This window comes from Xenorhabdus sp. PB61.4 (genome assembly GCF_963894935.1).
GTDB lineage: Bacteria > Pseudomonadota > Gammaproteobacteria > Enterobacterales > Enterobacteriaceae > Xenorhabdus > Xenorhabdus stockiae.
The window spans coordinates 31,602-58,451 of record NZ_CAWQJR010000024.1 but is presented as its reverse complement, the minus strand read 5'-3'; the positions used below and the strand labels follow the sequence as shown (position 1 = coordinate 58,451).

2 protein-coding genes and 1 pseudogene (2 of these 3 running past the window's edge) are annotated in these 26,850 nt (G+C 50.9%); all 3 read right to left on the bottom strand.

Features of this window, described 5'->3' with window-relative positions; genetic code table 11:
• Nucleotides 1-11,600, bottom strand: the 5' portion of a protein-coding gene (locus tag AACX68_RS02510) for a non-ribosomal peptide synthetase (protein WP_228858342.1). The gene continues 3,259 nt to the left of window position 1, outside the view; the window shows 11,600 of its 14,859 coding nt (coding positions 1-11,600); its start codon is at nt 11,598-11,600; the stop codon falls past the left edge of the window.
• A pseudogene (locus AACX68_RS02505) lies at nt 11,597-18,319 on the bottom strand (non-ribosomal peptide synthetase); the annotation flags it as partial. The gene AACX68_RS02510 and the pseudogene AACX68_RS02505, both read right to left, overlap by 4 nt.
• On the bottom strand, nt 18,319-26,850 hold the end of the coding sequence (locus tag AACX68_RS02500) for a non-ribosomal peptide synthetase (RefSeq protein ID WP_228858340.1). It continues 14,403 nt past the right edge of the window; only the last 8,532 of its 22,935 coding nucleotides appear in the window; its start codon lies off the right edge, out of view — the gene reads right to left on this strand; the stop codon is at nt 18,319-18,321. The pseudogene AACX68_RS02505 and the gene AACX68_RS02500, both read right to left, overlap by 1 nt.

Sequence of the window (26,850 nt, the reverse complement as noted above, 5' to 3'; positions counted from 1 at the left end):
TAAGCTCCACCGGCTTTAAGAATACCGAGTAAGCTGGCAACCATTTCGGGGCTGCGTTCGAGACACACCGCGACTCGATCATCAGGGCGCACACCCGATTCAATCAAATAATGCGCCAGATGATTAGCCCGGCGGTTAAGTTCACGGTAACTTATGGCCTGATCGTCAAATACTACCGCAATCGCATCAGGGAATTGTTCTGCCTGAGCTTCAAACAGTTTGTGGATCAGGCCACCTTGCGGATTGTCTGTTTGGAAGAAAGTAGCCTGAGTCGTATTAAAATCGACCAATAGTTGCTGCTGTTCCAATTCCGGCAGCATTGGGAGTGTCACAACCGCTTGCCTTTCATCAGCCGCCATTGCTGTCAGTATATTTGTGAAATAACCGACCATACGCTCAATGGTTGAATGATCAAACAGGTCAGTGGCATAGGACAGTGCGCCTGCCAGACCAGATTCAGTTTCAACCAGTGATAGCATTAAATCAAAATGGGTGGTGTGCTGTGTCTGTTCAAATGGAGTGAACTGTAACTCAGGTAAAATCAGCTGCTGAGCTGGCGTGTTATTTAAGGCCAGCATGACCTGAAAAACAGGGCTATAGCTGAGTCTGCGTTCAGGCTGTAAGGCTTCCACCACCTGTTCAAAAGGTAATTCCTGATGAGCAAAGGCTGCTAGCGCACTTTCTCTGACCTGTGCCAGTAAATCCACGACGTTCAGTTTCTCATCAAACTGAATACGCAATGCCAGTGTATTGACAAAGATACCCATTAATCCTTCGAGTTCAGGATACGGACGACCCGCAACGGGTGTGCCGATGACAATATCATCCTGACCACTGAGCCGGGCAAGGACAATGCCCCAGCCAGCCAGTACGGTCATAAACAGGGTCGTATTATGGCGCTTTCCAAGGGTTTTCAGTGAAGACAACACGCGGTTATCGAGGTGGAAAGCAACCTGACTACCAACATAGGTTTGTACTTTTGGGCGAGGCCGGTCAGTCGGTAGTGTCAGTAAAACGGGAGCATCTTTAAGTTGCCTACGCCAGAAATCACGTTGTTCAGCAAGGACAGTTTCCTGCAATAATTGATGTTGCCAGACGGCGTAGTCAGCGTATTGAATGGGAAGTGCAGGCAAAACGGCAGTCTGTCCATTGAGCGCTGTACGGTAGAAAACCCCTAATTCCCGCACCAGTATTCCGATTGACCAGCCATCGGTAATAATATGGTGCAGGGTGATCAGCAAGATGTGTTCTTCATCTGCCAGTTGCAGCAATTGACCACGGATAAGTGGTCCACAGGCAAAATCGAAAGGCGTCTGAGCTTCCCGTTCAGCAATTTCGGCAACCCGCTGGTTCTTCTCGGCTGTATCAAGCAGGCGCAGATCATGGCTGGATAAGTTAAAGCCGATATCAGCAGCATCAATATGCTGATAAGGCTGGTTTCCATTTGAGACAAACCGAGTGCGTAATCCCTCATGACGGGCTACAAGATTATCAAGCGCGGAGCATAACGCCTGACGATGCAGTCTGCCGGTCAGGCGTAATGCTGCCGGAAGATGGTAAGCAAGGCTGGCGGCAGGATCGAGCTGACCAAGAAACCATAACCGTTGTTGTGCAAAGGATAAAGGTAGCCTCTGGCTGCGATCTGCCACGGCTATCATAGTTTGGTTAGTCGTATCAGCCTCAGCAATAGCCTGCGCTAAATCCATCAGGACTGGCTGGGCAAATAATTGTTGCAGAGGTAACTCGCGTTTCAGCATTTGACGCACGCGGGCAGCCAGTTGAACGGCCAGCAGAGAATGCCCGCCCAGCTCAAAAAAGTGATCATATCGTCCAACTTGTTCCAGCCCGAGTAACTCCTGCCAGATTTTCGCCAGAACAGTTTCTGTTTCACCAACCGGAGCCGCATAATCACGGGTAGCAATAGCCGATGAATCCGGAGCAGGGAGTGCCTTGCGATCCAGTTTGCCGTTAGGCGTTAACGGAAGCGCATCTAATATCACAAAAGCCGTGGGCAGCATATATTCAGCAAGATGTCGGGCTAGCTGCTGGCGTAATTCAGCAGGGCTCAGACTCACGCCTTCTTGTGGGCACAGATAAGCGACCAGCCGTTTCTGGCTATTTTCATTAATAACTTTTTCACGGGCGATAACGACGGCTTCCCGTACGCCGTGGCACAACATTAGCTGAGCCTCAATTTCACCCAGTTCGATACGGAAACCACGTATTTTCACCTGAAAATCATTACGGTTGAGATATTCAATATTGCCGTCGGGTAACCAGCGGGCAAGATCGCCGGTTTTATACATGCGGGTATGGGATTCCGTTGAGAACGGATCAATCAGGAAGCGTTCGGCGGTAAGTTCCGGACGATTCAGATAACCCCGGGCAATGCTGATGCCCGCAATATAAAGCTCACCGGCGACACCAAGAGGCACTGGACGGCAATATTCATCAAGAATATAGATCTGAGCATTGGCGATCGGGCGACCGATAGGCGGCAGAACCGGCCAGTGTTCAATTTCCTTGTCTAAGGTATAGGACGTGACAACGTGACTTTCCGTCGGGCCATAATGATTATGTAACCGACAATGCCCCGCACGTTGCAGAAAACGACGGATGGCCGGGGTGATACGTAATTGTTCCCCGGCAGTAATAATATGGGCCAGACAGGATATATCGCTCTCATGACTATTGCCTGCGCGATGGCTGTCGGCTTCGGCAAGGTGCTGAAGGGCAATAAAAGGAAGAAAAACGCGGTTAATCTGTTTTTGCTGAATCAGCCGCAGGAGTTGCAGAGGCTCCCGACGCAGGGTTTCATCAATCAGCACCAGACAACCGCCTTCACTTAGCGTAGTGAAGATTTCCTGAAAAGCGACATCAAATCCCAGTGCCGCAAATTGCAGGGTTTTACCGTTTCTGGTGAGGCCTGAATCAGCCTGACGCTGCCATTGTAGTAAATTTGACAGAGTCATCAGTGGCATTTCCACCCCTTTAGGTAATCCGGTTGATCCCGAGGTGTAAATCACATAAGCCAGATGGTGAGGCTTCAACCCCATTGCTTGTGTATCTGGATTATGATCCGGCTGCCCAGCCAGATAAGGCTGCGGCTCGTCAAGCAACACGATAGTACACTCAGGGTTTAATGTCTCCACCAGTGCCGTTCGGGTGAGTAAAACTGTTCGGGTGAGTAAAACCACCGAAGCTGAATCTTTCAGCATATAGGCCAGCCGTTCAGCCGGATAAGTCGGGTCAAGGGGGACATAAGCACCGCCGGCCTTGAGAATAGCGAGTAATCCCACTACCATCTCCGGGCTGCGTTCAAGATAGATTGCTACGCGTGTATCAGGGCGAACACCTTGTGTCATCAGATAGTGCGCCAGCTGATTGGCACGGCGATTCAGTTCTCCATAACTCAGGGTTTGATCTTCGAATTCCACTGCGATTGCATCAGGGAATTGTTCTGCCTGAGTCTCAACCAGCGGATGAATTAACGCATTTTGTGGGTAACTTACCTGTGTGGCGTTAAAATCCACCAGTAACTGCCGTTTTTCCGGTTCCGATATGATCGGCAGGGTAGCGATGGTTCTGCTTTCATCGCTTACCATCGCTGCCAGTATATTGGTGAAATAACCCGTCATACGTTCAGCCGTGGTGTGATCAAACAAATCAGAGGCATAGATTAAAGCGCCTGCCAGACCGGATTCAGTTTCTGTCAGCGACAGGGTTAAATCAAAATAAGCGCCATGATGAGACTGCTCAACCGATGAAAGCTGTAAACCGGGCAATACCAGTTTCTGAGGAGGCGTATTATTCAGTGTCAGCATTACCTGAAAGATCGGGCTGTAACTGAGGCTGCGCTCCGGCTGTAAGGTCTCCACAACCTGTTCGAACGGCAGGTTCTGATTGGCATAGGCTGCAAGCGATTGTTCACGAACCTGCGCCAGCAAATCTGTCACTTTGAGTTCGCGACTGAATTTGACACGCAATGCCAGTGTATTCGCAAAGAAACCAATCAGGCCTTCCAGTTCTTTATGCGGGCGGTTGGCAACCGGTGTGCCGATAACAATATCATCCTGCCCGCTCAGGCGGGCGAGTACGATGCTCCATGCGCTCAGCAGGGTCATAAACAGTGTGGTATTGTGACGCTGACCTAATTCCTTAAGCAATGTCAGTAAGCGGGCATCAAGATGGAGAGGAACCTGCCCGCCCACATAGGATTGTACTGCCGGACGCGGGTAATCAGCAGGCAGTGTCAATAAAGCCGGAATGTCAGCAAGCTGGCGACACCAGAAGTCGCGTTGTGCATTCAGGGCCACTTGTTGCTGCTGATCGCGCTGCCAGACAGCATAGTCAGCATACTGAGTAGGCAATGGCAGTAAGGGGTTATCACTACCGTCAAGAGCAGACAGGTAAAAATCTCCCAGCTCACGCACGAGTATACCCAGTGACCAGCCGTCAGTAATGATGTGATGCAGGGTGAGTAACAATACATGCTCGTCATCAGCCAGCTGAAGTAACTGCCCACGCATCAGAGAACCCTGTGCAAAATCAAAAGGTGTCCGGGCTTCGAGATCGACAAGTTCAGTGACCCGGCGGGTCTGTAAAGCCGGATCAAGCTGGCGCAGGTCATGGCAGGGCAGGGAAAAACCGATATCAGCGGGATCGATATGCTGGTAAGGATGCCCGTCGATGGAGATAAAGCGGGTACGCAGACTTTCATGGCGGGCAATCAGATGGTTGAGTGCGCTAGTCAGTGCCTGCCGATTAAGTAAGCCAGTAAGACGCAGTGCCGCCGGAAGATGGTAGGCGAGGCTGGCAGCCGGATCGAGTTGCCCCAGAAACCACAGCCGTTGTTGAGCAAAGGAGAGCGGCAGAAGCTGATTGCTGTTAGCGCTGGGGATAATGACTTGCGCTGTCGTTGCCGCATCAGCAAGGGTATGTGCTAATGCCACCAGTACTGGCTGGTCAAAGATTTTCTGTATGGGTAACTCACGCCCAAGCATCTGACGAATGCGGCCAGCAAGCTGAATTGCCAGCAGGGAATGACCACCGAGTTCAAAAAAGTGGTCATAGCGACCGACTCTTTCCAGCCCCAGCAGTTCCTGCCAGATTTGTGCCAGAACAATTTCAGTTTCACCAACCGGAGCCACGTAATTCTGAGTCACAATCGCGGAACTATCCGGTGCAGGAAAGGCTTTGCGATCCAGTTTACCATTTGGTGTCAGCGGGAATGCCTCTAACGTGACAAAAGCACCGGGCAACATATACTCAGCAAGATGCAGGGAAAGTTGCTGGCGTAGTTCAGCCGGGATCAGTTCAGTTCCCTCATGTGCACGCAGATAGGCAACCAGACGTTGCTGATTGGGTTCATCTTCACGTACCAGAACGACGGCTTCCCGTACACCGTGGCACTGTAATAACTGTGTTTCGATCTCACCCAGTTCAATGCGGAAACCACGCAGCTTAACCTGAAAATCATTGCGCCCGAGGTACTGGATATTTCCGTCCGGCAGCCAGCGAGCCAGATCACCGGTTTTATACATCAGCCCGTTCGGCTGGGAAGAAAAGGGGTCGGGCAGGAAACGCTCATCCGTCAGTTCCGGGCGATTCAGATAACCACGGGCTAACCCGGCACCGGCGATATAGATTTCGCCAGTGACACCTAACGGAACCAGTTGCCTGTCAGGGTTCAGAATATAGCAGCGGGTGTTGGCGATTGGACGCCCGATGATTGATACATCCGGTACGCCACGCTCAGCGTTATATTCATACCAGGTTGCGTCACCATTAATTTCAGATGAACCATAAAAATTGAACAATCGGAGCCACGGATAATTTGTCACTACCTGCTGTGCCAGTTCGGGTGCCAGTTGTTCTCCGCTGCAAATCAGTATCCTGACTGATTTCAGGGCATGCTCATTACTATCCTGTATTAGGAGTCTTAGCAGGGAAGGAACGACAACCAGTAAATTCACCTCAGCATGCTGTAAACCAGCACAGAAGCGGACAGGATCTTTGACCATATGGCTGTCGAAAACCACCAGCCGTCCTCCAGCCAGTAATGTTCCCAGTGTTTCTGTTACCGAATCCACAAAGCTGATACTGGTTTTCAGCGCGGTGATAAGCGGGAAGGTGACTATATCGTCCACAAACCATATATCGCGTACAAACCACAACAGCCGGTTACTCAGGGCATGGTGGCTGTTCATGACACCTTTAGGCACACCTGTTGAACCGGACGTGTAAACAACATAGGCCAGATGCTGATCCGTCATACCGGATATTTCCGGATTATGCTCTGGTTGTTCTTCCATAAATGGCGTCTGGATATCGAGCAGGACTTTCGGCAAAGATTCCGCAGAATTGGGTAGGATATCGGCGTGAATAACCTGACAGGTCGATAGCTGAAACAGTAATGCGACCGGAGCAGAGTCTTTGAGCATATAAGCCAGTCGTTCAGACGGATAGGTCGGATCAAGCGGCACATAAGCTCCACCCGCTTTGAGAATAGCCAGTAATCCCACCACCATTTCCAGCCCCCGTTCGACACAGATAGCAACCCGGTCATCAGGGCGAACACCCAATGCAATTAAATGATGCGCTAAGCGGTTAGCGTGGCGATTCAGCTCGCCATAACTGAGTGATTGCTGACCGTGTACCACCGCAATGTCATCGGGGTGATGCATGGCTTTGGTTTCAAATAGCTGGTGGATAAGTGCACTTTGTGGGCTGTCTGTTGGCAGGAAAAGCGCCTGAGTCTGATTGAAATCCAGCAATAATTGCTGTTGTTCCGAAGCCGGAATGACCGGCAACGATAAAATCGGTTGCTGAGGGTTATGAGACAGGGCATCAGCCAGACCACTGACCGCGGTGAGCAGGTACTGGAGTATACGGTCAGAATCGATTCCGGTTACGGTCTGTGCCTTCAACCGGAAATCTTCGCCTAAATCATCCACGGTGAGTGTGACAGGGTAGTTAGTCTGCTCTTCTGCTGCCAGAACCCGTATGCCTTCCCAGGTTGTACTGACTGTTTCTGTTTCATTACTCTGGCTATGCCGGTAATTCAGTAAGGCGCTGAACAGGGGCATCGGCTGAGCCACGCCACTGCATTGTTGTGCCAGTGATAGCGGAGCCTGTTCATGTTCCAGCAGATTAGTCAGATTGCGATAAGTGGCCTGTACGACTTCCTGAACACTTGCTGTTTTCTGCAAATTGCGGTCAGTCAGGGAAATCCGGACTGGTAGGGTATTGATAAACATGCCCAGTATGCGCTTAACCCCGGATATTCCCTGTAAACGGCCCAGTAATACAGAGCCAAAGACAACATCGTCATGACCGCTGGTATGTGCCAGCACCTGAGCCCATGCGACGTGGAACAGTACGCTGGGGCTGACACCCAGATGGCGGGCCTGAGTACGGATATGCTTTGCCAGAGCCGGATCAACCGCTAGATGAGACTGATGAATAACACGGTTATCGTTTGGTATTCTGACGATGCCGAATGGCGCAGTGGGTTCAGTAAAATCAGCAAGCTGGGTGCGGAAATAGTTCTCATGTACTGAAACCGGCACATTTAGAATTCGGGCGATAAAATCCCGGTAAGGTAGAGCCACTGGCAGTAATTCCGACTGCCCCTGCAATACCTGAGCGATTTCGGCAAAAATCAGCTCCAGTGTCATATGGTCGCTGACCAGATGGTGAAAACGCAGAGACAGCAGCCATTCATCCTGTGCTGCATCATAAGCAATATCAGCAGAGAATAACGGGGCGAGGTTCAGATTGAGGCGATTATGGTGCGGGTCAGTGTGAGCACTTAGCTGTGATAGCACTTCGTTTTCAGTTGTCGGTATGAAGTGATGAATATGCAGTGGTGCCCGACGCCAGACTACCTGAACAGGCTGAGCCAGATCCTGCCAGTAAGCAGAGGTGCGCAGAATATCATGACGATCGATGATGTGCTGCAATGCGGCCAGAAAGGTATCAAGGCGTTCACGGCTGTCAAAGGCCAGCAGGCTTTGCAGCAGGTAATCATCCCCATGAGTCTGCAATAAATGATGAAACAGAACCCCTTCCTGTAGCGGTGCCAGTGGGTAAATATCCTGTATATTGCTGACTCCGCCGGGAATGGTTGCGGCAATGGCATCTATCTCTGATTGTGACAGCGTCACCAACGGTAGCATATCCGGAGTAAGCGTCGTGCAGTCTGCGGTAATGAGGTTAGGGGGTACTACAAAAGCGGGAGTATCGCGCTGATAGACTAAAATCGCCTGCGCCAGTTCGCTCAGGATAGGGGCTGCAAATACATTCCGTACATCAAGCCGTAACCCAATATTGTGCAACCGGTCAATCATGCTGACAATCATCAGGGAATGCCCGCCGAGTTCGAAGAAGTGATCATGCCGACCAACTTTTTCCAGCCCCAGCAACGTCTGCCAGATCCGGGCTAACGCGATTTCCATTTCGCCTGCGGGGGCTTCATAGCCTCGGCTGATTACCGCTGACTGATCCGGAACGGGAAGCGCCTGACGATCCAGCTTGCCATTGGGCGTCAGCGGGAAGGCATCAAGGATGACAAAGGCACTGGGCAGCATATAATCAGCAAGGCGCTGAGCGAGTTGCTGACGTAATTGTGCAGGAGCCAGTTCAATGCCATCCTGAGCCAGCAGATAAGCAACTAATTGTTTCTGGCTGCCTGTTTTTTCCGCCGTAGATGCTTTTTCGCGTGCGATAACCACGGCTTCGCGCACGCCGTGACACAGCATCAGTTGTGTTTCGATTTCTCCCGGCTCGATGCGAAAACCACGTACTTTCACCTGAAAGTCATTACGACCGAGATACTCAATGTTGCCATCTGACAGCCAGCGACCCAGATCACCGGTTTTATACATACGCGCATTCGGAACAGGGGAGAATGGATCGGCAAGGAAACGTTCCGCCGTCAGTTCAGGGAGATTCAGGTATCCACGAGCGACTCCGGCTCCGGCAATATAAATTTCGCCAGTGACACCAGACGGAACCAGTTGCCTGTCAGGATCCAGAATATAGCAGCGGGTATTAGCAATTGGGCGTCCGATGACGGAGACATCCGGCACACCACGCGCTGCATCGTATTCATAACAGGTTGCGTCACCATTAATTTCTGCTGAACCATAGAAATTAAACAGCCGGAGCCACGGATAATTGGTGACGACCTGCTGTGCCAGTTCGGGTGCCAGCCGCTCTCCGCTGCAAATCAGTATCCTGACTGATTTCAGGGCCTGTTCATTACGAACCTGCATTAAGAGCTGTAAAAAGGAAGGAACAACGACCAGTGAATTCACACCATAATGCTGTAGACCTGTACAGAAGCGGGCAGGATCTTTCACTTCGTGGTTGTCGAACACCACCAGCCGTCCTCCCGCCAGTAATGTACTCAGAGTTTCTGTTACCGAATCCACAAAGCTGATACTGGTTTTCAGTGCTGTGATAAGCGGGAAGGTCACTATATCGTCCACAAACCACATATCGCGTACAAACCACAACAGCCGGTTACCCAGTGCATGGTGGCTGCTCATTACGCCTTTGGGAACGCCCGTTGAACCGGAGGTGTAAACGATATAAGCCAGATGCTGATCCGTTATGCCGGGTATCTCTGGATTATGCTCTGGTTGCTCCTCCATAAACGGCGTCTGGATATCAAGCATGATGACGGGCACTGTATTGGAATGAATGGCCTGACAGGTTGACGGCTGAACCAGTAATGCGACCGGAGCGGAATCTTTGAGCATATAAACCAGTCGTTCGGCCGGATACGCCGGGTCAAGCGGCACATAAGCACCACCCGCCTTAAGAATACCCAGTAATCCCACTACCATTTCCGGACCCCGTTCGACACAGATAGCAACCCGGTCATCCGGGCGTACACCTAAGGCAATCAGATGATGAGCCAGCCGGTTGGCGTATTGATTCAGTTCTGCATAGCTGATTACCTGATCCCCGTGGATGATGGCTGTAGTATCAGGGTGCTGTGCTGCCTGAGCTTCAAAAAGCGTGTGGATGAGAACATTTTGAGGGTTTTCTGTTTGGGGTGTTTGTGTTGCATTAAACTCCACTAACAATCGCTGTTGCTCTGAAGCTGACAGCATCGGTAATCTGGCAACGGGTTGCATGGCATCTGCTGTCATTGCCATCAGTACTTGTTTCAGATAACCGATCATACGTTCAATGGTGGCAGCATCGAACAGATCAGTGGCATATTCCAGTTCACCCAATAACCCGGCTTTGGTTTCAGTCAGCGATAAAGTCAGATCAAAATGAGTACTGTAACGTACCTGTTCCACCGGCGTCAGTTGCAGGCCGGGCAGGGTTAATGTTTTTGCCGGTGTATTATTCAAGGCCAGCATAACCTGAAAGATTGGGTTATAACTCAGGCTACGTTCGGGTTGTACTATTTCGACCACCTGCTCGAAGGGCAATTCCTGATGGGCATAGGCAGCAAGTGACCGTTCACGGATTTGTGTGAGTAACTCTGCAACTGTCGGGGATTCACTGAATGTGACCCGCAACGCCAGTGTATTGACGAAGAACCCAATTAAACTCTCAAGCTCATTTCCCGGCCGATTGGCGACGGGGGTGCCGATAACGATATCATCCTGTCCGCTCATTCGGGAGAGAACGATACTCCAGCCTGCCAACAGTGTCATAAACAGAGTAGCCTGATGGCGTTGTCCGAATAATTTCAGTGCCTCTGACAAGGATGCATCAAACTGAATTGGTATTTGTCCGGCGGTATAACCCGGACTGGCAGGACGAGGGCGATCGGTGGGGAGTGTCAGTAAAGCCGGTGCATCTTTAAGCTGACGGCTCCAGAAATCACGTTGTTCCGCGAGAACATCACCCTGTAACCAATTCCGCTGCCAGAGCGCATAATCGGCGTACTGAATAGGCAGTGGCGGGAGTGATGTATCACTATTATTTTCGGAGTCATTATTATCGGAGTCATTATTATCTGGGCCGCATTCCACGCGGTAAAGGGTGCTCAGTTCATGTGCCAGTACACCAATTGACCAGCCATCGAAAATAATATGGTGCTGAGTGAACAACAAGACATGATCGTCATCAGCTAATTGTAATAACTGACCCCGGATCAGCGGGCCTTGGGTCAGGTCGAAGGGGGTTCGGGCTTCAAGTGCGGCAATGTCGGCGATATGCTGCATATGCGTTTCTGAATCCAGCGTACGCAGATCCTGATAAGTCAGGGTAAAGCCCGTGTCAGCAGGGTCAATATGCTGGTATGGCTGACCTTCGGTAAGCATAAAACGGGTACGGAGAATTTCATGGCGGGCAACCAGCCGATTGAGGGTGGCTATCAGGGCATGGTGATTCAGTTGTCCGGTCAGGCGCAGTGACATGGGAATATGATAAGCCAGACTGGCCGCTGGTTCGAGCTGGTGAAGAAACCACAGACGTTGCTGTGCAAAAGATAATGGCAGGGGCAGATCACGGTCAGCGTGCTGAACAGGCGGTCGTTTCTGGTGCTGCTGAGTTTGTAATTGCTCTTTAAGTTTCTTTTTCAAAACAGCCCGTTTCAGATCCTCAAGATTCATATCGCTCTTTATCATTTGTCGCTGTCTCCACCTAACATTGCCATTAATTCCTCTGCGGACATTGAATCCAGTGTGTCCTGAAGGGAGTCAATATTGTTTTGTCCCACCGCTTCCTTTTGTGCTGCGAAAATGATTTCTGCCTGATCCGCCAGTCTGGGGGAAAGAAACAGTGAAGCGATGGGGATCTCAACCAAAAATTCATTCTGAATGCGGGTTGCAAGCTGACCTACCATCAGTGAGTGACCGCCCAGTTCAAAAAAATGATCAAAGCGGCCTACACGCTCCAGCCCCAGCAGGCTTTGCCAGATTTTCGCCAGTGTTGCCTCTTCTTCATCGTTCGGCGCTTCATACTGGCGCGTGACAATAGCTGACATATCAGGCGCAGGCAGTGCCTGACGATCCAGTTTGCCATTGGGGGTCAGCGGGAAAGATTCAAGCGTGACAAAAGCGCTGGGCAGCATATAGTCGGCAAGGTGTCGGGAAAGCTGCCGGCGCAGTTCAGTTGGAGTCAGTTCAATGCCATCCTGAGCAATCAGATAGGCAACCAGTTGTTTCTGTCCTGCCCCGTCTTCGCGACTCAGAACAATCGCCTCACGCACACCATGACACTGCATCAGTCCGGCTTCAATTTCGCCCGGCTCAATGCGGAAACCACGCAGTTTGATCTGTTTATCAGTGCGACCGAGGTAATCGATATTGCCATCGGCAAGCCAGCGCCCTAAATCACCGGTTTTGTACATACGGGCATCAGGGTCAGAAGAGAATGGATCAGTAATAAAGCGTTCCGCAGTCAGTTCGGGGCGATTCAGATAACCACGGGCAACGCCGGAACCCGTAATATAAATCTCACCGGCAACCCCGACAGGAACAGGCTGGAGCTGTTTGTCCAGAATATAGATTTGCCTGTTGGCGATGGGTTTCCCGATAGGGATGTTGATTTCATCTTCACTGGCTTTTTCTGCCATGAACGGTATTTCATAAGTAGTGGCAATCGTTGTGGTCTCTGTTGGCCCATAGGCATTAATTAAATGCAGTGAAGGATATTTCGCGCGGAAACGCATGGTAGTACGGGGGTTTGCTTGTTCTCCTCCGAACAGGAGATAGCGTAAACCTGATAATGCAGGTGTAATCAGGTTGGCATACTGATTAAATAACGCCGTAGTCAGGAGCAGAGCACTCACTCTCTCTGATGACAGGCGTTGACCAAACTGATCGGGCTGTAATAGGGCTTTTTCCGGAAATAGCAGAATACGTGCCCCATAAGCCAGACCTGCCCAAACTTCCCATATTGCCGCATCAAATGACACGTTGGCACAATGTCCAATGCAGTCATCCGGCCCGATATCGGTAAAACCATTGTTGATAACCAGAGAAACGACATTCCGGTGTTCGACCATGACGCCTTTCGGTTGACCCGTTGATCCTGATGTATAAATGATATAGGCCAACTGGCGGGATGTTAATTCCGCTGACTGAACATCAGGGTTTTGGTGTGGTAACAATGCAGTGGTGTCTGATTCATTGTCCAGCAGGATCACCGGTAGGGTGCTGTTAAGTTTGTTATGCCACGGAGCCTGAGTCAGTAAGGCAATTGGCGAAGCATCTTCAAGCATATAGGTCAGCCGTTCAGCCGGATAGTTCGGATCAAGGGGAACGCAGGCCCCACCCGCTTTAAGAATAGCGAGCAGGCCGACTATCAGTTCCGGGCTGCGTTCGGCACAAACCGCCACTCGATCATCCGGACGCACACCCTGCGCAATCAGATAATGTGCCAGACGGTTAGCACGCTGGTTCAGTTCCTCATAGCTGAGTGTTTGATCTTCATAAGTCAGCGCAACAGCATCAGGGCGCTGTAATACCTGAGCTTCAAACAGCTGGTGGATCAACTTATCCTGCGGGAAGTCCGCCTGTCCGGTTTTACCACGGGTCGCGTTAAAATCTATTAACAGCTGTTGCCGTTCGGTTTCCGGCAGAATCGGCACATGCAGGATTAATTGCTGAGGATGATGTGTCATAGCATCAACCAAACCCGTGATGGCGGTTTGCAGATAGCGAGCAATCCGAACAGGGTCGATACCCGCTACCGCGTGGACAGACAAGCGGAAGTCTGAGCCTAAATCATCTACTGACAGAGTGATGGGATAGTTAGTGCCTTCTTTAGCCGCGATAACCCGCATACCTGACCAGCTGTTTTTGGGCGTTTTTTCTTCACTGGCCTGAGAGTGGCGATAATTCAGCAAGGTACTGAATAGCGGTATGGCGTGTTCTACACCGCTGCAACTTTGTGCCAGTGTTAACGGTGCCTGTTCATGTTCCAGCAGTCTGATTAAATCCTGATAAGTATCCTGTACCACAGCCTGTACGCTGCGCTCTGCGAGGGAAATCCGGATCGGCAGGGTGTTGATAAACATGCCCAGTATATGGTCAGCTCCAGCTCCGCCTTGCAGACGGCCTGACAAAACGGAACCAAAAACTACATCATCTCGACTGCTGGTCTGTGCCAGTACCTGCGCCCATGCGACATGAAACAGGACACTCGGGCTGACTTTCAGTTGTCGTGCCAGTGCACGGATGGAACCCGATAACTCAGGAGAAAGCGGGAGGTGTGCTTCCGTAATAGCGTTATTCTGTTCTGCTTCTGGATCTTCGTTATTCGGTATTGAAAGCACACCAAATGGTGCAGTTGGCGCATCAATATCAGCCAGCCGGGAACGGAAATAATCTTCGTGTTCTGAGGTAGTCTCACTCAGCGTTCGGGCAATAAAATTGCGGTAAGGCAATACGGCGGGCAAGGCAGTTTCCTGCTTGTGTAAGATAAGTGCAATTTCATCGAAAATCAGTTCCAGTGTGACATGATCGCTGACCAGATGATGAAAACGTAATACCAGCAGCCATTCATTTTGTATCGTATCATGAGCGATATCAGCAGTGAATAACGGAGCACGGGTCAGATCGATACGATGCTGGCGTGGATCGGTGTGAGCCAGCAGTTGTACCTGAATATTATTTTCCGTATCTGGAGTGAAGACGTTAATTTCCAGTGGTGCCTGACGCCAGACGATCTGAACCGGATGCTCCAGCCCTTGCCAGAAAACACTGCTGCGCAGGATATCGTGACGGTTGATAACTAGCTGTAAAGCAGATAAAAACTGGTCAAGGCGTTCGCGGTTATCAAAAGCCAGCAAACTCTGTAACAGGTAGGTATCCCCCTGAGTCTGCATCAGATGGTGGAACAGAATTCCTTCCTGCAAGGGGGATAACGGATAAATATCCTGTACATTGCCAGCGCCACCGGACACAGTTCCGACAATGGCATCAATCTGAGCCTGAGATAATGTCACCAATGGCAGCATCTCAGGAACAATCGCAGTGCAATCTTCAGGGATCAGGTTCTCAGGCACAGCAAAAGAGTCAGTATCCAGGCGGAGAGCCTGCGCCATATCAGCGAGAACCGGCGTGGAGAATACGCTGCGGATATCAAGGTGCCAGCCAATACGGCGTAGCTCTTCGATCAGGCTGACAATCATCAGTGAATGACCACCCAGCTCAAAAAAATGGTCATGACGACTGATCTGCTCCAGTCTCAGCAGTTGTTGCCAGATTTGTGCCAGCGCCGTTTCTGTTTCCCCTGTCGGAGATTCATAGTGGCGAGCCGCGAAAGCGGAAGCCTCTGGAGCAGGAAGCGCATCACGGTCAATTTTTCCGTTAGCGGTCAGCGGGAAATTATCCAGCATGATAAAAGCACTGGGTAGCATATAATCAGCAAGGTGTCTGGCAAGCTGCTGACGCAATTCTGCCGGTTCCGGTATCACTCCCGGCTGAGGCTGTATATAGGCAATCAGCCGTTTCTGACTTCCTGTTTTAGCGCCTGTTTTCTCATCACCGGTTTCTTCACGGGCGAGAACCAGTGCTTTTTGCACACCATGACACTGGGAGAGACGGCTTTCAATTTCGCCCAACTCAATGCGGAAACCGCGTATTTTGACCTGAAAATCATTGCGACCACAGTATTCAATAGTGCCATCCGGCAGCCAGCGTCCCAGATCGCCGGTCTTATACATTCGTGCATCAGGCTCTGAAGAAAACGGATTAGCCAGAAAGCGCTCAGCGTTGAGCTGCGGACGGTTAAGATAACCACGGGCAACTCCTTCACCGGCAATATAAATTTCGCCCGTTACCCCAAGAGGAACAGGCTGTTTGCCGGAGTCAAGAATATAGATCTGAGTATTGGCAATCGGGCCACCTATCGGCATTTTTCTTTCATTTTCAGTATGACCGCTTTCGATAAAGGGGATTTCATAAGCGGTGGAAAAAGTAGTGGTTTCCGTTGGCCCGTACATGTGTAATAAATGTTGTGGCGGATGTTCAGCCCATAACTGAATAGCAGGGCGGCTATCGGCCTGTTCGCCGCCAAACAGAACATAACGCAGGCCTGACAATATTGGGGCGATGAAGTCGGCATACTGGTTAAACAGGGCGGTAGTCAGAAATAAAGCGGTGACACCTTCTGATGACAGACACTGGCCAAAACAGGTCGGTTGTAACAGCGTATTTTCCGGTATTAACAGAAGTCTGGCGCCATGTACCAGCGCAGACCAGACTTCCCACGCTGCCGCATCAAATGAAATATTGGCGCAATGGGCAACACAATCATCGGGAGTAATATCGGCAACGTTATTATTGATAAGTAAGCGAATTACGTTGCGGTGCTCAATCATCACACCTTTAGGCTGGCCCGTTGAGCCTGACGTATAAATGATATATGCCAGATGATGCGAGGTCAGACCTGATGTCTGAATATCCGGATTGTGAGTGGGATAGCCAGCCAGAGGTGCTTCCTGCTCACTCAATAAATTATCCAGCAAAACGACAGGCACAAAGGTGTCCAGTTTGTCGTACCATGCTATCTGCGTCAGCAGAGCTACAGGTCTGGCATCCTCCAGCATATAGCTCAGCCGTTCAGCAGGGTAATGAGGATCGAGTGGCACATAGGCACCCCCCGCTTTCAGTATGGCAAGCAGACCGACTATCAGCTCCGGGCTGCGTTCGGCACAGATTGCAACCGGATCGTCCGGGCGTATACCCAGTGCCAGCAGGTGATGAGCCAGACGATTGGCATGGCAGTTAAGCTCAGCATAACTCAGTGTCTGCCCCTCGTAGCTTATAGCGATAGCATCCGGGCGCTGTAACACCTGCGCTTCAACTAACTGGTGAATGAGCGCATCTTGCGGGAACGCTGTCTGAGTGGCATTGAAATCCACTAATAATTGTTGCCGCTCTGAATCTGGCAACATCGGCAATGTGTTTACGGGCTGGTTATCATCAAACACCATTGCAGCTAATACATGGGTTAAATAACCCACCATACGCTCAGCAGTTGGGTGATCGAACAGATCGGCGGCATATTCTAAATCCCCGGCTAAACCTGTTCCGATTTCGTTCAGTGATAGGGTTAAATCAAAATGCGCCCCCCGATGCTTCTGCTCAATCGGCGTGAGTTGCAGTTCCGGCAGCGTGAGCTCCTGAGACGGCGTGTTATTTAAGGTCATCATCACCTGAAAAATCGGGCTGTAGCTGAGACTACGTTCAGGTTGCAGAGCTTCCACCACCTGTTCAAAGGACAAATCCTGATGGGCATAGGCCGCCAGTGACTGTTCCCGGATTTGAGTGAGGAGATCAGCCACACTCAGATCGTTATTGAAGGTGATACGTAAAGCCAGTGTATTGACGAAGAAGCCTATCAACCCTTCAAGCTCACGGAGTGGACGGTTAGCAACAGGGGTGCCGATAATAATATCATCCTGCCCACTAAGGCGGCTCAGTACAATACTCCACGCGGTCAGGAGGGTCATAAAAAGCGTACTGTTATGACGTTTCCCAAGTTCTTTCAGTGATGCCAGTAAAGAGGCATCAAGATGAAAGGAGACTTTGCCGCCGATATAGCTCTGTACTGCCGGTCGTGGATGATCAATGGGGAGTGTCAGCAGCGGCGGGGCATCTTTGAGTTGTTCACACCAGAAATCACGCTGTTTCGCAAGGCTATTTCCCTGCGCCTGTTCATGTAGCCAGACCGCATAGTCAGCATATTGAACAGGTAATGGTGATAAAGAGATATCATGACCCTCAAGGGCAGCTCGATAGAAATCCCCTAACTCCCGTATCAGCACACCAATAGACCAGCCGTCGGTAATAATATGATGCAGGGTCAGTAATAAAATATGCTCTTTATCGCTGAGACGAAGTAGCTGGCCGCGAATCAGCCGTTCCTGAGTAAAATCGAACGGGGTTTGCGCTTCGGTATCAATAAACTCGGTAATGCGCTCGGCGTGCAAAACCAGCGCCAGCTGGCTCAGGTCATGATAAGACAGAGTACAGCCGATATCGGCCGGATCAATGTGTTGACAGGGTTTTCCCTCCACTGACACAAAACGGGTTCTCAGGCTTTCATGGCGCTCAACCAGACGGTCGAGTGATGCGCTCAGCGCATGGCGGTCAAGCTGACCGCTAAGGCGGAGTATTACCGGCAGATGATAGGCCAGACTGGCAGCCGGTTCGAACTGGCAGAGAAACCACAGCCGCTGTTGAGCAAAAGATAATGGCAGTGGCTGGTTACGATCCGCGGGTTTTATCATTGACTGCTGCTGTTGATAACCCCGTGCTTTCAGTTGCTCTTCAAGCCTTTTCTCCATAACAGCACGTTTCAGATCATCGAGATTCATAGTAGTCCTTGTCATTATTTGTTATCTCCGCCGGTATCGTTTTTCCGGGTATCGTTTTCACCTAAAATTGCCATTAACTCTTCGGCTGACATCGCATCAAGATCGCTCTGAATTGATTCAATATCGTTGTCGCCGATTTCACTCATTTGTGCTGCAAAGATAATGTCTGCCTGTTCCATTAATTTGGGTGAAACAAACAGGGAAGTCAGAGGAACACTGACCATAAACTGGCTTTTTATGTGGGTTATCAGACGGATAACCATCAGTGAATGACCGCCCAGTTCAAAGAAATTGTCATGACGACTAATACGTGTCAGCCCTAACAGTTCCTGCCAGATTTGTGCCAGTGCTGTTTCTATCCTTCCCTGTGGCGCTTCATATTCATGTGTCACCACCGCAGAGAGTTCAGGCTCCGGCAACGCTCGGCTGTCCAGTTTGCCATTCGGTGTGAGAGGGAAAGCGGTTAGCACGACATAGGCACTGGGCAGCATATATTCCGCCAGATGTTCTGCCAGCTGGCGGCGCAGAACCGCCGGATCAAGTTCAGCGCCGTTTTGGGGCAGCAGATAGGCAACGAGGCGTTTATTCTCAGGTTTATCTTCACGAAGGATAACCACCGCTTCACGTACACCGTGACACTGTTCAAGCCTTGTCTCGATTTCACCCAGCTCAATACGGAAGCCCCGTATCTTGACCTGAAAGTCATTGCGGCCGAGATATTCGATATTGCCATCCGATGACCAGCGGCCTAAATCGCCGGTTTTATACATGCGCATACCGGGTTTACCGGCGAACGGATCGGGCAGGAAACGTTCGGTAGTCAGCTCAGGGCGGTTCAGATAGCCACGGGCAACGCCAGCACCTGAAATATAGAGTTCGCCTGCAACGCCTATTGGTACAGGCTGACCATAAGCATCAAGGATATAGATGCGTAAATCATCCAGAGGCTGCCCAATCAGGCTGCCATGCCTTGCGTGGATGTCTGCTTCCGTCAGTTCACGATAGGTAGCGTGTACGGTAATTTCCGTGATGCCATACATATTCACCAGACGGGTCTGTTCGGTAGGATTGCGGTCAACCCACGGGGCAAGGGTATGCAGCTCTAATGCTTCACCGCCGAATATGATACAGCGCAGTGTGTGCTGTTCATGCGGCATCATCTCCTGAGCGGCTATGAGCTGGCGGAAGGCACTTGGAGTCTGGTTCAGAATAGTGACTTGCTCACGGCAAAGCAGCTCATAGAACACCTGAGGCGAGCGGGCACATTCAGTCGGAATAACCACCAGCTTGCCACCGTAAGCCAGCGCTCCCCATAATTCCCATACCGAGAAGTCGAAAGCAAAGGAGTGAAACATTGTCCAGACATCGTTGTTATCAAACCGGAACCGTGTCTGTGTCGCCGTCAGCAGACGGGTAACATTAGCGTGTTCAACCATCACGCCTTTGGGTTTACCGGTAGAGCCGGAGGTATAAATCACATACGCCAGATGGTGTGGCATCACTCCCAGTGCTCGGGCATCAGGGTTATCGGCTGGCTGTTCCGCCAGTAACGATGCCTGAGTATCCAGTTCCATAATCGGAACAGCTATCACCGGCGCAGAGCGGAATAATTTTTCCGCTTGTGCTGCCTGAGTCAGCAGGATCTGCGGGGATGAATTTTCTAGCATGTAGGTCAGTCGTTCGGTCGGGTAAGCAGGGTCCAGTGGGACATAACCCCCGCCAGCCTTGAGAATAGCGAGCAGGCTGATAATCAGCTCCGGGCCGCGTTCGAGGCAGACGGCTATCCGATCATCCGGTTGTACTCCCTGCTTAATCAGATAATGAGCGAGCTGATTAGCGCGACAGTTCAGCTCGTTATAACTCAGTGTTTGTTCCGCAAATATAATGGCAGTGGCGTCAGGCGCACTGGCTGATTGTTCCTCAAACAACTGGTGTATCAGGATGTTGTGCGGGAATTCCACCTGATTAGCATTGAAATCGGTCAGCAACTGCTTGCGTTCTGTTGCAGGCAGGATTGAGATATCCCTCAGTAAATGTTGTGGGTTATGTGTCAGCGCATCAATCAGGCCATTAATTGCGGTGACCAGATAAGTGGCTATTCTGTTCGGATCAATGCCGGTTATTGTTTGTGAAATTAGCCTGAATCCGGTGCCTAAATCGTCCACTGACAACGTGACCGGGTAATTGGTACGCTCTTCTGCGGTCAGAATGCGAATGCCCGTCCATGCAGTGTCAACCGATTCAGCAGTCTGACTATGGCGATAATTCAGCAGGGTGCTGAACAACGGCATTGACTGCGGTACACCGCTGCATTGCTGTGCCAGAACCAGCGGTGCCTGCTCATGCTCCAGCAGCAGCATTAAATTGTGGAAGGTATCCTGAACCGCTTCCTGAACGGTGCAATCACCGACAGAAATCCGCATTGGCAGGGTGTTGATAAACATTCCTAGTACCTGCTCGGCTCCTGCTCCTCCCTGAAGCCGCCCCAACAGGACGGAGCCGAAAACCACATCATCACGACCGCTGGTTTTTGCCAGCACCTGCGCCCATGCCACATGGAACAGGACACTCGGGCTGACTCCCAGATGTCGCGCCTGAGTGCGGATCGCCGCTGCCAGTTCTGGGGCAATAGTGAGACAGGATTCAGTCACAGTTTCGCCGTCAGTCTGAACTTTCAGGATACCAAACGGCGCGGTTGGCTCGTCGATATCAGCAAGTCGGCTGCGGAAATAAGTTTCGTGTTCCGATTGCGGCACGTTCAGTGTCCGGGCGATAAAGTTGCGATAGGGCAGAACAGCAGGCAGTATTTTCGTATTCCCTGTCAGGAACAGCGCAATCTCTGCAAAAATCAGCTCCAGCGTCATATGGTCACTGACCAGATGATGGAAGCGCAGTGCCATTAGCCATTCATTGTGTTCCGGATCGTGAGCAATATCTGCGGTAAACAGCGGTGCACGATCCAGATTGATATGGTATCGGCGTGGATCGGTATGCTCTCTGAGTTGGGTAACAATATCGATGTCAGTGGCTGGCGTGAAAGTATTGATACTCAGAGACGCCTGACGCCAGACAACCTGAACCGGCTGAACTAAATCCTGCCAGTATGCCGCTGTTCGCAGAATATCATGGCGATCGATAACCTGTTGCAGTGCGTCCAGAAACGCATCAAGACGTTCGCGGGAATCAAAAGCGAGCAGGCTTTGCAGCAGGTAATTGTCACCCTGTATCTGTAACAGATGATGGAACAGGATCCCTTCCTGCAACGGTGACAACGGATAGATATCCTGTACATTGGCAGCTCCGCCGGGCACGGTAGCGACAATGGCATCTATTTCTGTCTGGGACAGTGCAACCAAAGGCAGCATGTCTGGTGTGATCAGCCGGCAATTTTCAGGAATGCCGTTAGGCGGCACGATAAATGTATCGTCAGTATCACGCTGAATAGTCTGTGCCATATCAGCAAGGACAGGAGAAATAAATACGCTGCGCACATCCAGTTGCCAGCCGATGAGACGTAACTCCTCGATCAGGCTGACAATCATCAGGGAATGTCCGCCTAATTCAAAGAAATGGTCGTGACGACCCACACGCTCCAGCTTTAACAGGCGTTGCCAGATTTGTGCCAGTGCGATTTCTGTTTCACCTATTGGCGACACATAGCGATGTGATACCACGGCTGATGAATCAGGGGCAGGCAATGCCCGCTGGTCGAGTTTTCCATTTGCTGTCAACGGGAAAGCATCCAGTGTGACAAACGCACTGGGCAGCATATAGTCGGCAAGGTGTTGTGCCAGTTGCTGACGCAATTCTGTCGGATTCAGTATGGCATCAGGCTGTGGCAGCAGATAGGCCACCAGCTGTTTTTGATGTGTTCCGTCTTCACGGGCGATCACAACAGCTTCACGGACTCCGGCGCACTGTTCAAGTCTGGCTTCAATTTCCCCCAGTTCAATGCGGAAACCGCGTATTTTGACCTGAAAATCATTACGGCCGAGATATTCGATATTGCCATCAGGTAGCCAGCGCCCTAAATCACCGGTTTTATACATGCGTGTATCGGGTTTATCGGAGAAGGGATCAGACAGGAAACGCTCTGCGGTCAGCTCAGGGCGGTTCAGATAGCCACGGGCAATACCTGCTCCTGCAATATAGAGTTCGCCTGCAACGCCCAGTGGCACAGGCTGACCATAAGCATCAAGAATATAGATGCGTAAATCATCCAGAGGCTGCCCAATCAGGCTGCCACGTCTTGCGTGGATATCCGCTTCCGTCAGTTCACGATAGGTAGCATGTACGGTAATTTCCGTGATGCCATACATATTCACCAGACGGGTCTGTTTAGTAGGATTACGTTCAATCCACGGGGCAAGGGTATGCAGTTCTAATGCTTCACCGCCGAATATAATGCAGCGCAGTGTGTGCTGCTCATGTGGCATCATCTCCTGAGCGGCTATGAGCTGGCGGAAGGCACTTGGAGTCTGGTTCAGAATAGTGACCTGTTCACGGCAAAGCAACTCATAGAACATCTGGGGCGAGCGGGTACATTCAGTCGGGATCACCACCAGCTTGCCACCGTAAGCCAGCGCTCCCCATAATTCCCATACCGAGAAGTCGAAAGCAAAGGAGTGAAACAGCGTCCAGACATCATGGCTATCAAACCGGAACCGCGCCTGTGTCGCCGCCAGCAGGCGGGTAACATTGGCATGTTCAACCATCACACCTTTTGGTTTTCCGGTAGAGCCGGAGGTATAAATCACATACGCCAGATGATGGGGGTTCAGCGCTGACTTTTGCACATCGGGATTTTCGAACTGTGCATTATCGGGTAATAAGTCGCCGGATAATAAATTATCCAACATAACATTATCCAACATAACTACAGGCAGGGGACTGGTGAATTTTTCGGCCAGTGTTGCCTGAGTCACTATCACCACCGGATTTGAATCCTCCAGCATATAGGCCAGTCGTTCGGCAGGATAAGCCGGGTCAAGCGGGATATAGGCTCCTCCGGCCTTGAGGATAGCCAGCAGACCGACTACCATTTCCAGACTCCGCTCGACACAAATTGCTACCCGATCATCCGGATGTACACCCTGCGCAATCAGTTGATGAGCCAGATAATTGGCGCGTTGGTTTAGTTCACCATAGCTGAGTGTCTGCCCTTCAAATACCACGGCAACTGCATCAGGATATTGCTCTGCCTGAGCCTCAAACAGCTGGTGGAGCAACGCATTATCGGGGAAATCAGCCTGATGCGCATTGAAATCCATCAGTAATTGTTGCCGCTCTGATTGCGACAACATAGGCACAGTGGCAACCAGTTGTGATTCATCTGCCACCATTGCGTTCAGTACATTGGTGAGATAGTCCAACATGCGTTCAATGGTTGCTGCATCAAATAATGCACTGGCATAGGTCAGTTCGCCTGTCAGACCGGCATCGGTTTCGGTTAATGACAGGGTTAAATCGAAGTGGGCACTGTGGTGTATCGGTTCCATCACAGTGAATTGTAAATCCGGTAATGTCAGTGTCTGTGCTGGTGTGTTATTTAATGCCAGCATAACCTGAAATATCGGGCTGTAACTCAGGCTGCGCTCAGGTTGTAACGCTTCCACTACCTGCTCGAAGGGCAGATCCTGATTGGCATAGGCCGCCAGTGTCTGTTCCCGAATCTGTCTGAACAAATCGGAAACACGGGTGGAATCATTCAGCCTGACACGCAGGGCAAGCGTATTTACAAAGAAGCCGATCAGCTCTTCCAGTTCGCGATGCTGACGGTTGGCAACCGGTGTACCGATGACAATATCATCCTGTCCACTCAGTCGCGCCAGCACGATACTCCATGCTGTCAGCAGAGTCATAAACAGGGTGTTGTTATGGCGTTGTCCGAGTGTTTTCAGCGAAGCCAGTAATTCCGCATCAAAGTGAACGGGAACTCTTCCTCCGGTAAAGGTTTGTGACGCGGGACGTGGCCGGTCTGTTGGAAGTGTCAGCAAAGCAGGCGCATCGCGGAGCTGGTGACACCAGAATTCCCGTTGTTTGTTAAGCGTGGCTTCATGCAGTTTGTCACGCTGCCAGACAGCATAATCGGCATACTGAATGGGTAGGGGTAGTAATGGGTTTTCTTGATTTTCAAGAGCTGCCCGATAGAGAACGCTCAGCTCACGTATTAGCACACCGACAGACCAGCCATCGGAGATAATATGGTGCTGGGTGATCAGTAATACATGTTCATCATCAGACAGTTGCAGTAATTGACCACGGATCAGTGAACCTTGAGTAAAATCAAACGGTATTCCGGTTTCGGTGGTAGCAATTTCTGTAATTCGCTGGGTTTGTTCATCGGCAGTTAATGAGCGCAGATCCTGATAAGACAACGCAAATCTGCTGTCAGCCGTTGCAATTTGCTGGCGGGGCTGTCCGGAGACCAGTACAAAACGGGTACGCAGGATCTCGTGTCGGTCAACCAGATTGTCGAATGTTTGGCGCAGGGCATGGTGACTGAGTTGCCCGCTCAAATGTAATGCCAGCGGAATATGATAAGCCAGACTGGCAGCCGGATCGAGCCGGTCTAAGAACCACAGCCTCTGTTGAGCAAAGGAAAGCGGCAGGGGCTGGCTACGGTCAGTGACCGGTATTGTCATTTGAGAGGTTGCTGCAACATCAGTCAGAACCTGAGCTAAATCCATCAGACATGGCTGATCAAATAGTTGTTGCAGCGGTAATTCCCGCTTCAGTACCTGACGGACACGGGCTGTAAGCTGAATAGCCAGCAGTGAATGCCCGCCCAGTTCAAAGAAGTGGTCATAGCGGCCGACTCGCTCCAGTCCCAGCAGATCCTGCCAGATCCGGGCTAATGCGGTTTCCGTTTCACCGACAGGTGCTACATAGTCACGGGTTACTACTGCCGATGAATCCGGCGCAGGAAGTGCCTGACGATCTAATTTGCCATTAGGGGTCAGCGGGAAAGTTTCCAGCATAATAAACGCACCGGGCAGCATATAATCAGCAAGATGTTGAGCAAGCTGGCGACGTAGTTCTGCTGGATCGAGTTCAGCGTCTTCCTCTGGTCGCAGATAGGCTACCATCCGTTTCTGATTGGGTTCGTCCTCCCGTATCAGAACTACCGCCTCACGTACCCCATCGCACTGTACCAGTCTGGCTTCGATTTCCCCCAGTTCGATACGAAAGCCTCGCAGTTTGACCTGAAAGTCATTGCGTCCGAGGTATTCAATATTGCCATCCGGCAGCCAGCGCCCCAGATCCCCGGATTTGTACATACGTGCATCAGGTTCTGAAGAGAACGGATCGGGCAGAAAACGTTCTGCATTCAGTTCCGGGCGATTCAGATAACCACGGGCAATACCTGCACCGGCGATATAGATCTCACCGGAAACTCCGACAGGAACAGGTTGAGCCTGTTTATCCAGAATATAAATTCTCCGGTTACCGATAGGGCGACCAATCGGAATTTTGATTTCACCTTCACCGGCTTTTTCTGGCATGAGCGGCATTTCATAAACAGTGGCAATTGTTGTGGCCTCTGTTGGCCCATAGGCATGCAGCAAATGCTGAGGAGGATATTCCGCCCGGAAACGAATGGCTGTATGGGCGTTGGCTTGCTCACCGCCGAACAGAAGGTAACGCAGACCCGATAACGCAGGAGCAATCAGGCTAACGTATTGATTAAACAGCGCCGTAGTCAGGAACAGCGCGCTGACTTTCTCCGATGACAGAGCCTGGCCAAATTTGTCAGGCTGTAACAGGGTTTTTTCGGGTATCAGCAGAATACGCGCACCATGTGTCAGAGCAGCCCAAACTTCCCATGTTGCCGCATCAAATGAGACGTTGGCACAATGGGCTATGCAGTCATCCGGGCCGATATCAGCAAAGCCGTTATTGATAAGCAGGGAAATGACATTCCAGTGTTCAACCATGACACCTTTCGGCTGACCGGTTGAACCTGACGTATAAATAACATGGGCCAGATGGCGGGATGTCAGCCCTGAAGCCTGAATATCAGGGTTACGAGTTGGGAACGATGCGTAGCTGTCTGACTCATCATCCAGCAAGATAACAGGTAAGGCGCTGTTTAGTTTTTCATGCCACTGAGCCTGTGTCAGTAAGACAACCGGCGAAGCATCCTCAAGCATAAAGTTAAGCCGTTCAGCCGGATAGTTAGGATCAAGTGGCAGATAAGCGCCACCGGCCTTGAGAATGGCCAGCAATCCAATGATCATTTCCGGACTGCGTTCAATACAAATAGCGACCCGATCATCCGGGCGTATGCCGAGTGTCAGGAGGTGATGTGCCAGACGATTGGCACGCTGATTCAGTTCACGATAGCTCAGCGTCTGATTTTCATAGGTGACGGCAATAGCATCAGGACGCTGTAATGCCTGAATTTCGACTAGCTGGTGGATTAGCGCATGTTCCGGGAATGTGCTTTGTGTTTCAGGAGCATTAAACTCCACCAACAGCCGTTGCCGCTCTGATCCCGGTAAAATCGGAATATCCAGAATCGGTTGCTGCGGATGATCAACTAA